The sequence below is a fragment of the Rhizobium sp. R635 genome (genome assembly GCF_002211285.1).
GTDB lineage: Bacteria > Pseudomonadota > Alphaproteobacteria > Rhizobiales > Rhizobiaceae > Rhizobium.
On sequence record NZ_LOKX01000037.1, the window covers coordinates 200,702 to 211,137 of the forward strand.

Annotated in this window: 12 protein-coding genes, 1 tRNA gene and 1 pseudogene; 5 read left to right on the plus strand and 9 right to left on the minus strand. The window is 61.8% G+C overall.

Features of this window, described 5'->3' with window-relative positions; all coding sequences use genetic code 11:
* The first annotated feature begins 46 nt into the window (after nucleotides 1–46).
* Nucleotides 47–1,885, plus strand: a complete 1,839-nt coding sequence (ilvD, locus tag ATY78_RS27965; protein ID WP_088685502.1) for a dihydroxy-acid dehydratase — start codon at nucleotides 47–49, stop codon at nucleotides 1,883–1,885.
* On the opposite strand, the gene ATY78_RS28385 is transcribed toward ilvD, so the two are convergent.
* The 3 genes from ATY78_RS28385 to ATY78_RS27975 form a co-directional block, all read right to left on the minus strand.
* Nucleotides 1,876–1,954, minus strand: a tRNA-Lys gene (locus tag ATY78_RS28385). The genes ilvD and ATY78_RS28385 overlap by 10 nt on opposite strands.
* Nucleotides 1,944–2,297, minus strand: a complete 354-nt coding sequence (locus ATY78_RS27970; protein ID WP_088685503.1) for a lysozyme inhibitor LprI family protein — start codon at nucleotides 2,295–2,297, stop codon at nucleotides 1,944–1,946. The genes ATY78_RS28385 and ATY78_RS27970 overlap by 11 nt, the downstream gene beginning before the upstream one ends.
* Nucleotides 2,298–2,320: 23 nt before the next feature.
* Complete coding sequence (locus ATY78_RS27975) at nucleotides 2,321–2,701, minus strand: DUF1232 domain-containing protein (protein WP_088685504.1); 381 nt, start codon at nucleotides 2,699–2,701, stop codon at nucleotides 2,321–2,323.
* 133 nt (nucleotides 2,702–2,834) lie between these two features.
* On the opposite strand from ATY78_RS27975, the gene ATY78_RS27980 reads away from it, so the two are divergent.
* A complete protein-coding gene (locus ATY78_RS27980; RefSeq protein ID WP_088685505.1) occupies nucleotides 2,835–4,238 on the plus strand; it encodes a DegQ family serine endoprotease in 1,404 nt (467 codons plus the stop codon).
* Nucleotides 4,235–5,551: a replication-associated recombination protein A gene (locus tag ATY78_RS27985; protein ID WP_088685506.1), complete on the plus strand. Its 1,317-nt coding sequence runs from the start codon at nucleotides 4,235–4,237 to the stop codon at nucleotides 5,549–5,551. The genes ATY78_RS27980 and ATY78_RS27985 overlap by 4 nt, the downstream gene beginning before the upstream one ends.
* A 14-nt stretch (nucleotides 5,552–5,565) precedes the next feature.
* Here the strand turns inward: ATY78_RS27985 and ATY78_RS27990 are convergent, their stop codons facing one another.
* From ATY78_RS27990 to ATY78_RS28695, 3 genes are all read right to left on the minus strand, one after another.
* Nucleotides 5,566–6,240, minus strand: a complete 675-nt coding sequence (locus tag ATY78_RS27990) for a VIT1/CCC1 transporter family protein (protein WP_088685531.1) — start codon at nucleotides 6,238–6,240, stop codon at nucleotides 5,566–5,568.
* Nucleotides 6,241–6,477: 237 nt separating this feature from the next.
* Complete coding sequence (locus tag ATY78_RS27995) at nucleotides 6,478–6,789, minus strand: DUF1883 domain-containing protein (protein WP_088685507.1); 312 nt, start codon at nucleotides 6,787–6,789, stop codon at nucleotides 6,478–6,480.
* A 127-nt stretch (nucleotides 6,790–6,916) separates the two neighbouring features.
* Entirely contained in the window at nucleotides 6,917–7,075 is a 159-nt protein-coding gene (locus ATY78_RS28695) for a hypothetical protein (RefSeq protein ID WP_190237543.1), read from the minus strand.
* A 135-nt stretch (nucleotides 7,076–7,210) separates the two neighbouring features.
* On the opposite strand from ATY78_RS28695, the gene ATY78_RS28000 reads away from it, so the two are divergent.
* Nucleotides 7,211–8,206: an alpha/beta fold hydrolase gene (locus ATY78_RS28000; protein ID WP_190237544.1), complete on the plus strand. Its 996-nt coding sequence runs from the start codon at nucleotides 7,211–7,213 to the stop codon at nucleotides 8,204–8,206.
* A 96-nt stretch (nucleotides 8,207–8,302) separates the two neighbouring features.
* Here ATY78_RS28000 and ATY78_RS29065 read toward each other — a convergent pair.
* The 3 genes and pseudogenes from ATY78_RS29065 to ATY78_RS28700 all read right to left on the minus strand — a co-directional run.
* Nucleotides 8,303–8,389: pseudogene (locus tag ATY78_RS29065) on the minus strand (dehydrogenase); the annotation flags it as partial.
* Between the two features lie 54 nt (nucleotides 8,390–8,443).
* Complete coding sequence (locus ATY78_RS28005; protein WP_088685508.1) at nucleotides 8,444–9,040, minus strand: nucleoside 2-deoxyribosyltransferase; 597 nt, start codon at nucleotides 9,038–9,040, stop codon at nucleotides 8,444–8,446.
* 112 nt (nucleotides 9,041–9,152) lie between these two features.
* Complete coding sequence (locus ATY78_RS28700; RefSeq protein ID WP_190237546.1) at nucleotides 9,153–9,359, minus strand: hypothetical protein; 207 nt, start codon at nucleotides 9,357–9,359, stop codon at nucleotides 9,153–9,155.
* Here ATY78_RS28700 and ATY78_RS28015 point away from each other — a divergent pair.
* Nucleotides 9,317–10,360: an alpha/beta hydrolase gene (locus ATY78_RS28015; RefSeq protein WP_088685510.1), complete on the plus strand. Its 1,044-nt coding sequence runs from the start codon at nucleotides 9,317–9,319 to the stop codon at nucleotides 10,358–10,360. The genes ATY78_RS28700 and ATY78_RS28015 overlap by 43 nt on opposite strands.
* The last annotated feature ends 76 nt before the right edge of the window (nucleotides 10,361–10,436 follow it).

The window sequence follows — 10,436 nt, forward strand, 5'->3', positions numbered from 1 at the left end:
GCTGCCCGCTTCGCCTGATATTTCCGACACGTCGAGGACGATACCGATGCCAGCTTACCGTTCCAGAACCACGACCCACGGCCGCAACATGGCGGGCGCGCGCGGCCTTTGGCGCGCCACGGGCATGAAGGATTCGGATTTCGGCAAGCCGATCATCGCCGTGGTGAATTCCTTCACCCAGTTCGTGCCCGGCCACGTGCACCTGAAGGATCTCGGCCAGCTCGTCGCCCGCGAAATCGAGGCTGCCGGCGGCGTCGCCAAGGAATTTAACACGATAGCCGTCGACGACGGCATCGCCATGGGCCATGACGGCATGCTCTATTCGCTGCCCTCGCGCGAGCTCATCGCCGACAGCGTCGAATACATGGTCAATGCCCATTGCGCCGATGCCATGGTCTGCATCTCCAACTGCGACAAGATCACCCCCGGCATGCTGATGGCGTCGCTGCGTCTCAACATCCCCACGGTTTTCGTCTCGGGCGGCCCGATGGAGGCCGGCAAGGTCGTGCTGCACGGCAAGACACATGCCCTCGATCTCGTCGACGCCATGGTCGCCGCAGCCGACGACAAGATCTCCGATGAAGACGTCAAGGTCATCGAGCGCTCGGCCTGTCCGACCTGCGGTTCGTGCTCCGGCATGTTTACCGCGAACTCCATGAACTGCCTGACCGAAGCGCTCGGCCTGTCGCTGCCCGGCAACGGCTCGACGCTCGCCACCCATGCGGACCGCAAGCGCCTGTTCGTCGAGGCGGGCCACCTGATCGTCGATCTCGCCCGCCGTTATTACGAGCAGGACGACGTCAAGGCGCTGCCGCGCACCATCGCCTCAAAGCAGGCCTTCGAGAATGCCATGGCGCTCGATATCGCCATGGGCGGTTCCACCAATACCGTCCTGCACATCCTTGCCGCCGCCCATGAAGGCGAGGTCGATTTCACCATGACCGATATCGACGCGCTGTCGCGCCGTGTGCCATGCCTGTCGAAGGTCGCGCCCGCCAAGAGCGATGTGCATATGGAAGACGTCCATCGCGCCGGCGGCATCATGTCGATCCTGGGCGAACTCGACAAAGGCGGCCTGCTGAACCGCGATTGCCCGACCGTCCACGCCGAGACGCTTGGCGATGCGATCGATCGCTGGGACATCACCCGCACCAGCAGCGACACTGTCCGCAACTTTTATCGCGCCGCCCCCGGTGGCATCCCAACCCAGGTCGCCTTCAGCCAGGAGGCCCGCTGGGATGAGCTCGACACGGATCGCCAGAACGGCGTCATCCGTTCGGTCGAGCATCCCTTCTCCAAGGACGGCGGCCTTGCCGTGCTCAAGGGCAACCTTGCGATCGACGGATGCATCGTCAAGACGGCCGGCGTCGATGAATCGATCCTGAAATTCTCCGGCCCCGCCCGCGTCTTCGAAAGCCAGGACGCGTCGGTCAAGGCGATCCTCGCCAATGAGATCAAATCAGGCGACGTCGTCGTCATCCGCTACGAAGGCCCGAAGGGCGGCCCGGGCATGCAGGAAATGCTGTATCCGACGAGCTATCTGAAGTCGAAGGGCCTCGGCAAGGCTTGCGCTCTCATCACCGATGGCCGTTTCTCCGGCGGCACCTCCGGCCTCTCGATCGGCCACGTCTCGCCGGAAGCGGCCAACGGCGGCACGATCGGCCTGGTGCGCGAAGGCGACATGATCGATATCGATATCCCGAACCGCACGATCAGCCTGCGAGTCGACGAAGCCGAACTCGCTGCTCGCCGCGCCGAGCAGGACGGCAAGGGCTGGCAGCCCACGGAAGTCCGCAAGCGCAATGTCACGACCGCGCTGAAGGCCTATGCCGCCTTCGCAACCAGCGCCGACCGCGGTGCCGTGCGCGATCTGAACGCCCGCTGAGTAGTCTCGAACTACGACCCGCTGATTAAGAGTCAGCTGCTTTGCCAACCGGTCGCTTTCAAAGCGGCCGGTTGATGTTTTTATAGGTTTCGCCGAGCTGTTTCATACGCTCGTCATAGGTGGCCTTCAGGCAGGCGGCATCCGCTCCGCATTCCTGCCGCTTCTTTAGCCAAGCCGTTTGCTCGTCCTGCAATGTTCCGCGTGAGCCCATGGCCAGCAGGCCGGAGAGCAGCTCGAAGGTGGTTGCCATCCTGACGTCGGCATCATTGAGCGCGCGGTTGTCGCAGATTGCCTTTTCGTCCGGCTTCAATTCCTTCTGATCGCAATCGAAGCTGGCCGCCGCGGCCATGTCAGATGCAGAAATCAGGATTGCCAAACCAAAGGCCGCCGTCATCGCTCTTGTCGTCATCATTCATATGTCCCTGTTGCCGTCGTTCAGGCCAGCTTGCGCAGTGCCAGAGCCAGGAAGATGATGCAGGTGAGCCAGACGGCAAGGATGAAGATCAGTCCGGCTCGGCCGGAGGGGCGCTCGATGCGTCTTGCGGCTTCCTCCCGTAGTTCGCGCATGACGTCGGCGGGAACGAGGCGTGTCGCCAGCAGGATGCCGAGCGGAACGATCAGGAGATCGTCGAGATAGCCGAGCACGGGAATGAAATCGGGGATCAGATCGACGGGTGATAGCGCATAGGCCGCAACGGCGCCGGCCACCGCTTTCGCATACCAGGGCACACGGCGGTCTCGGGCTGCAAGCCACAGCGCAACGATGTCACGCTTCAGTGACTTCGTCCAGATTTTGGCTTTTGATATCAGTTGCATGGCCGATTTTCCTGAATCGAATTCACAATGGCTTCAAGACATTCCCTTGCCTTATTCTTCCATGCTTCCGCCCTCTTTCCTTTCTAGCGTCGGACGCTACAACGTTGCTCAAGAGGATTCAAAAGGGATACCCATGCAAGGCCTGTTCAAGCGCGCTTCCGTCTCGCTGTTCGCACTCATGCTCGTTCTGCCGGCTGCCGTTCATGCGCAGACGGCGAAGACCGTGCCGGAGAGCCAGATGCAGATGCAGCTCTCCTTCGCGCCGCTCGTCAAACAGACGTCGGGCGCCGTCGTCAATGTCTATGCGGAAAAGATCGTCCAACGACAGTCGCCCTTTGCCGGCGATCCCTTCTTCGAGCAGTTTTTCGGCCAGCAGATGCCGAACCGCTCCGAGAAGCAGTCTTCGCTCGGTTCCGGCGTGATCGTCGAGGCGAACGGCACCGTGGTGACCAACAATCACGTCATAGAAGGCGCCGACGACATCAAGGTGGCGCTGTCGGATGGGCGCGAATTCCCCTGCAAGGTGGTGTTGCGCGATGATCGTGTCGATCTCGCCGTGCTGAAGATCGATAGCAAGGAGAGCTTTCCGACACTGCCGATCGCCAATTCCGACACCGTCGAAGTCGGCGATCTCGTCCTGGCCATCGGCAATCCCTTCGGTGTCGGCCAGACGGTGACGAGTGGTATCGTTTCGGCGCTTGCCCGTAACCAGGTGGTCAAGAACGAGTTCGGCTTCTTCATCCAGACCGACGCGTCGATCAATCCCGGCAATTCCGGCGGCGCGCTGATGAACATGAAGGGCGAACTGATCGGCATCAACACCGCGATCTTCTCGCGCGGCGGCGGCTCGAACGGCATCGGCTTCGCCATCCCCGCCAATCTGGTCAAAGTGTTTCTCGCTTCCGCCGATGCCGGCGTCAAATCCTTCGAGCGGCCCTATGTCGGCGCGAGTTTCGATGCCGTGACGTCGGAAGTTGCTGAAGCTCTCGGGCTAAACAAGGCCCGCGGTGCGCTGGTGATCAAGGTCTCCGATGGCGGGCCGGCGGCGAAAGCCGGGCTCAAGGCGGGCGAAATCGTCACCGCCGTCAACGGCATCTCGGTCGAACATCCCGATGCATTGCTGTATCGCCTGACGACGGCCGGCCTCGGCCAGTCGGTCAATCTTACCGTCATCGAGAACGGTCGCGAGCAGCAGCTGTCGCTGGCGCTTGCCCGTGCGCCGGAAACCTCGCCGCGCGACCAGCGCACGATTGGCGGCCACACGCCGTTTACCGGCGCCGTCGTCGAGAACCTGTCGCCGCGTGTCGCCGACGAGTTGCGCATGCCGTCGGAATCGGCCGGCGTCGTCGTTTCTGATGTCAAAGAGGATTCGCCGGCGGCCCGTCTCGGCTTCGAGCCCAAGGATATCATCGTCTCGATCAACGGCACGGAAGTGAAATCGACCAGCGAGCTGTCCGAGATCGCCGATAGCGACCCCGGCCTCTGGCGGGTGGAGATCGAGCGCGACGGCCAGCGGATCCGGCAGTTCTTCCGATGAGCAATGATCTCTTCGCGCCGCGTATTCCGGAGGAGGTCGCCGCCAGGCGGCCGCTTGCCGACAGGCTGCGGCCGAAGACGCTCGCCGATGTCACCGGCCAGGAACATCTGACCGGTGAGGACGGCGTGCTGAAGCGCATGATCGAAAGCGGTTCGCTCGGCTCGATGATCTTTTGGGGGCCGCCCGGCACCGGCAAGACGACGGTGGCCCGGCTGTTGTCAGGCGAGGCTGGGCTGTCCTTTGAGCAGATATCGGCGATCTTTTCCGGTGTTGCCGACCTCAAGAAGGTGTTCGAGGCCGCCCGCCTGCGCCGCATGGACGGCCGTCAGACGCTGTTGTTCGTCGACGAGATCCATCGTTTCAACCGCGCCCAGCAGGACAGTTTCCTGCCTGTCATGGAGGATGGCACCGTCATCCTCGTCGGCGCCACCACCGAAAATCCGTCCTTCGAGCTCAACGCCGCTCTGCTGTCGCGCGCCCGGGTGCTGACCTTCAAGTCGCATGACGAGGAGAGCCTCAAGGAGCTGCTGAAGCGCGCCGAAGCGATCGAGCAGAAGCCGCTGCCGCTGACGGAAGAGGCCCGCGCCAGCCTGATCCGCATGGCCGATGGTGACGGCCGCGCCGTGCTGACGCTCGCCGAAGAGGTCTGGCGCGCGGCGCGCGAGGGCGAGACCTTCGACACCGAAGGGTTGACACGCATCGTCCAGAGGCGCGCACCGGTCTATGACAAGGCGCAGGACGGTCACTACAATCTGATTTCGGCGCTGCATAAATCCGTCCGCGGTTCGGACCCGGATGCCGCTCTCTATTATCTCGCCCGCATGTTCGATGCCGGCGAAGATCCGCTCTATCTCGGCCGGCGGCTGGTGCGCATGGCGGTGGAGGATATCGGCCTTGCCGACCCGCAGGCGCTGGTGATCTGCAACGCCGCCAAGGATGCCTACGAGTACCTCGGCTCGCCGGAAGGCGAACTGGCGCTCGCCCAGGCCTGCGTCTATCTCGCCACCGCACCGAAATCGAATGCCGTCTACACGGCCTTCAAGGCTGCAAGCCAGGCCGCAAAGCAGAACGGCTCGCTGCTGCCGCCGAAGCATATTCTCAATGCGCCGACGAAATTGATGAAGGGCGAGGGTTACGGCGAGGGCTATCGCTACGATCACGACGAGCCGGATGCTTTTTCAGGCCAGGATTATTTTCCGGAGAAGATGGGCCGACAGACCTTTTACGATCCGCCGGAGCGCGGCTTCGAGCGGGATATCCGCAAGCGGCTGGAATGGTGGGCAAAACTACGAAAAGAGCGAAATCCCCGCTGACGCGTGGGCGGGGCTCAACCGCCGAGAGCGACCGCTATGGCGACCAGAAGCAATCCGAGACAGGTCATCGTCATCCCTGCATAAAAAGGCCTGCCTCCCGAAAATTTCGCCCACGCATAACCCGACACGAACAGCAGCATGATGAGAACCAGGTTGCTGACCCTCAGAGCTATGTGCGCGCTGTCGATGAGAAGGAAAGGGGTCACGGCCGGAATGGACGTAACCGAGACGAGAAAGAAGACCGCGATTGCGGCAAAGAGATCAGCTTTCGAGAGGGACGCCTTCACAGGATCGGCCCTGCGTGCGAGCGTCAGCAGTGATCGATAGAGCGCGTCTGCATCGGCAGCCTTTGCAGAAAACGGTGCCTCGTCGATCGGGAATTCTTTCGCGAGCATCTTGAGCGCCGCAGTCTCGCTTCCGGCGGCTTTGATTTGCCGAAAAAGGCGCAGCCGCCTGCTTTTGTAAAACGTCGTCCCCAGAACGAATAATACGGCGTCAATGATCCCCCAGGCGACGTTGCATCCGATTGTTGCGACGATCAATTCGTGGGCATCCAACCCTTCTTCTTCGAGAACAAGCCTCGAACCCACGGTCAAAGTCAGCGCCATGATCAATCCGAAAAGAACTTCGCCGAGTGCATCGCCGGGATCGATGATATCGGTGACACGATCGATCGGGTTCGAAGCCATGGACCGCCCCAGGTAATGGAGATTATCGTCTGCTGCTCCTTGCTCCGCCATCAGAGCATGTATGGGCAGCTGACGGCACGGGGCAAGCCTCGCGATCGGAGAATTGTGACCGAGGTCTCGGCCCGATTCATTGATCGTGATCAAGATCAGCACGATTGGGTGCCTTGTGACACGGTTTTTCCGAGTGCGTTCTGCACTCGCCCTCGCGCGTTGAAAAGATGCGCGGTGCTGCAAAGCTCAGGAGGGGCGCGGCGTCTTCTGATTGACCGGCGCGGCGATCACCTTGACGGCGGATTCCGCAAGTCCGTGATGGCCTTCCATGTCGACGACGATATGCCAGTGGCCACTTTCGGGTATGGCAAGCTTGACCGGTGATTTCCGCGCCACGCCGCCGATATATTTGAAGTCGAGAACCTCGGTGAAGCGCTGGAAATTCGGCGCCGTCATCAGACGAACATTGTTTACCGCATTCAACGACACCTCGACGATCGTTCCGGCGCGCTGTTCCTTGAGATCGTAGTGGGTGAAGCGGAAATTCGGTTTCGGCATCGGTCTCGCGGCGTCTGAAATCTTTACGGCGAGATTTTACCAGCATGCCGGTTAACGAAAAGTTGGAAATAGGCTTTTCAGCCTATGCCTGCCTTCTCCCGCCGTGTGGGAATCGCGCATAGAGGGCTCAGAGCGCCGAGTAAACGATGTAAAGTTCGACGCAGGCGAGCATGACGCTGAAGGCGATTAGTGCCCAGGCGGTGAGCTTCTCGCGCATCTGCCTGTTGCCGCGCGTGATCCTGTGTGGGCGAAGAGGCTGGAAGGCGGAGGACATGATATTTCGCATGGCGTTTGACCTTTGCAGTTATGACGAGAGTCTACTGCCGGCTGCGATAGGAAATCCATTCGGGGCGAGGGGCGAAAATATAGGAATGGCATAAAGGCGGGCGGCAGAAATTTCGGCGCGCGGTGTCGGAAAGGGATGATCGCCGCCGTCCTTGCGGTATCGATGCAAACATGGAGCAAGGACATGTCGAAGATGACACTGATTTCGATGATCGCAACGGCTGCCGCATTCCTGGCTGCACCGGATATGTCAGCCGCTGGCGGCGCTACGCCTGTTATCGAGGATGACAAGACCGTCGCGCCGATCGTCAGAAAGGGAAGAGTGCCGGTCAACGGTATCGATTATTATTACGAGATCCGCGGCGAGGGCGAACCGCTGCTGCTGCTTCATGGCGGCCTCGGGCAGATCGAGATGTTTACGCCCGTCATGCCGGTCTTCACGGATCATCGTCAGGTAATCGCCGTCGATCTGCAGGGCCATGGCCGCACGCCTCTCGGCAATCGCCCGATCTCTCTTCCGGCGATCGGCGCCGATATGGCGGTCCTTGTGAAGCAGCTCGGCTACGAGAAGCTGGATGTCTTCGGCTATTCCTTCGGCGGCGGCGTGGCCCTCCATATGGCTGCGAATGCGCCGGACCAGGTGCGCCGGCTGGTGATACTTTCGGCGCCCTATGCGCAGAACGGCTTCTTCCCGGAGATGCTGCCGCAGCAGGCGGCGGTCGGCGCCGGCATGGCCGAGATGATGAAGGACACGCCGATGTTCCTCTCCTACAAGGCGGTGGCGCCTGATGTGTCCGAGTTTCCGAAACTGCTCGATGCCATGGGGGCGCTGATGCGCGAGCCCATCGACTACAGCGATGCCGTCGCGAAGCTCACCATGCCCGTCATGCTGATGTACGGCGATGCCGACATGATCCGGCCCGAGCATATGATCGACTTCTACCACAAGCTCGGCGGCGGTCTGCGCGATGCCGGTTGGATGCGGGAAAACATGTCGAAGAACCGCCTGGCGATCCTGCCCGATCTCACCCATTACGAGACCTTCGCCTCGCCCCTCATGGCGAATATGGCGATGACCTTCCTCGATGGCGGCGGCAAGGCGCCGAACTGGGCCGAGCAGGTCGGAAAATAGGCAGGGCGGCCGGACTTCTACCGCCAGTTTTTGCCGCTCATGATCGCACCGCCGCCATATCCGCGAAACTAGGGATGTGGCGGCGGCACTCGCTCTTCAGCCTGCAGCCGTTGCATCGCTTGCAAAATTCGTTGAGAGGGCAAGCTCCCGCCAAACGGCCAGTTCCTTCTCGACACTCACATGATGGCGTCGGCCTTGCCAAGCCGCCGCCACATGTCGGCAGGGCGGTCATCGACGCTATACGGGCGGAGTAGCTGGTGGCGGGCGGCCGTCGGCACACATCTCGGCAATCGTCTGAAGCGCCTTGAAATAAACCGTCAGGTCGCGGGCAGGGTCCGTGGGGAGCGTGGCCGCTCGAAACACCTTGCCTCCCGTCGCCTCGATCCCTCCGTCGATCATCAAATTGTCCGCCATGCCGTGATTTTCGATCGCGATGCCATCCGGTCCGCGCGGCCGCCCGCTCGTCTCATCGATCTCGCGTCCCGCATACCAGATCGAGCGGACACGCAGGCCATAGTCGTCGGGATGATTGCTATAGGCAAAAACCGCTTTTCCCAGCGCTATCATGAAGCCGATCTCGTAGACCGTACCCGGATCGGCGCTGACGCCTCGAAAGGGAGTGATGTTGGCAAGGCAGATTTCGGCGCGGCGCATGGCGTCGTCGTTGCGCGCGTAGATCTCCGCGGCCGTCCGCTTCACCGGCGTCTGGTTTTCGTCGCTGCCGGGACCGGTCGGCTCGAAGCCGAACTGGCGCGCCAGGCGGCGTTTTTCGGCCATGATGGGCATGGCGTCCGGAAGAAAGACTTCCGGGCCGGCAAGATAGATGGTGGTCATCGGTATCCTTCACTCACGGGCGAGACGACGCGCCGGCGGGGAGGGCGGCCGGGCACGGAAACCATTTCCGACGGAAGCGCGGCAAATGGCAAGCCGTGCCGGCAGGCATTGTTCATTTTTTTTGACGCGCCGCCTGAGGCAGCCGCATTTCCGGGCGGCCATCGCGGCGATGCGTGCGGAACGAAAAAGCTTGCGGTTCGCGCCCGTCTTCCTTTTGACTCCGGTCGACGAACCGGCCAAAGATGCCGCCATGGCCAGCACCGTCGGGAGAGGTTGATGAACGGTCGGATTTTGCCAGTTGCTGATCGAAAAAACCCACAGCGATGGGGACGTCTGTTTCCGGCCCTCGCCGCGGTGATGATGCTGGCATCGGCGGCGGTCGCACAGGACATGGGACCGCAAAGCCAGGCCTCGCGCGAGCAGGTCGAAAAACTCGTGGGCCTCTGGAAGGATCGCTTTGCCGGCGCCGACAGCCTGCAGGAGAGACGGACGGCCTTCAGGACCCTGATGGAGACGACGCCGGGGCCGACGCGAATCCAGCTTCGGCAGGTCGATGCCGACGGCGTCGATGCCGAACTGATGTGGCCCGCCCGTCTTCATCACCCGATCGGCGAAAGGGTCATTCTCTATATCCATGGCGGCGGCTTCTCCAGCGGCTCCATCCGCACGCACAGCCTGCTTGCCGGCTCGCTTGCCAAGGCCGCATCGAGCGACGTTCTTCTCATCGATTATCGGCTGATGCCGGAATATACCTATCCCGCGCAGATCAACGACGCGCTGACGGCCTATCGCTGGCTGCTCGACAACGGCTATGACAGCGGAAACGTCATCGTGGCAGGAGACGGCGCCGGCGGCAATATCGCGATCGAGACGGTGCTGCGGCAGATGCAGGCGGCAAAGCCGCTGCCGGCGGCCGTCGTGGCGCTCAGCCCGATCACCGATCTTGCCGCAACAGGGGGATCGGCGGTATCGAATGCGGAAAGCGATCCGCTGGTCGACAAGGCATGGTTCGAGAGCTTGCGCAAAGCCTATCTCGGCAGCCGGTCGCCGATGGATCCGCAGATCTCGCCGCTCTATGCCGACATGAAAGGTTTTCCGCCGCTGTTGCTGCAGGTCGGTTCCGGCGAAGTCCTGCTGGATGACACGCTGCGGCTTGCCGACAAGGCGCGCCAGGCGGGCGTGGATGTCACCACCGAGGTTTGGCCGGGCATGCCCCATCAGTGGCAGCTGTTTCCCTCGCTGCTCGACGATGCCGATCGGGCGAACCAGAACATCGCCGAATTTGCGATCCGGCACTTTGCGGACAAGCCGAAGGAGTAGGGTGCATTTAATCCGCAACCGCAGTCTTTCGTTGTCGTTGTTCAATTGTTTTAGGCTGATTGGCAAAGGCGGCGCG

Coding starts and splice junctions, on each gene's coding strand:
- ATY78_RS28695 (WP_190237543.1), bottom strand. CDS start 7,075: ATGCGAAATATCATGTCCTCCGCCTTCCAGCCTCTTCGCCCACACAGG.
- ATY78_RS27975 (WP_088685504.1), bottom strand. CDS start 2,701: ATGCAACTGATATCAAAAGCCAAAATCTGGACGAAGTCACTGAAGCGT.
- ATY78_RS28005 (WP_088685508.1), bottom strand. CDS start 9,040: ATGACCACCATCTATCTTGCCGGCCCGGAAGTCTTTCTTCCGGACGCC.
- ATY78_RS27980 (WP_088685505.1), top strand. CDS start 2,835: ATGCAAGGCCTGTTCAAGCGCGCTTCCGTCTCGCTGTTCGCACTCATG.
- ATY78_RS27995 (WP_088685507.1), bottom strand. CDS start 6,789: ATGCCGAAACCGAATTTCCGCTTCACCCACTACGATCTCAAGGAACAG.
- ilvD (WP_088685502.1), top strand. CDS start 47: ATGCCAGCTTACCGTTCCAGAACCACGACCCACGGCCGCAACATGGCG.
- ATY78_RS27990 (WP_088685531.1), bottom strand. CDS start 6,240: ATGGCTTCGAACCCGATCGATCGTGTCACCGATATCATCGATCCCGGC.
- ATY78_RS27985 (WP_088685506.1), top strand. CDS start 4,235: ATGAGCAATGATCTCTTCGCGCCGCGTATTCCGGAGGAGGTCGCCGCC.
- ATY78_RS28000 (WP_190237544.1), top strand. CDS start 7,211: ATGATCGCCGCCGTCCTTGCGGTATCGATGCAAACATGGAGCAAGGAC.
- ATY78_RS27970 (WP_088685503.1), bottom strand. CDS start 2,297: ATGATGACGACAAGAGCGATGACGGCGGCCTTTGGTTTGGCAATCCTG.
- ATY78_RS28015 (WP_088685510.1), top strand. CDS start 9,317: ATGAACGGTCGGATTTTGCCAGTTGCTGATCGAAAAAACCCACAGCGA.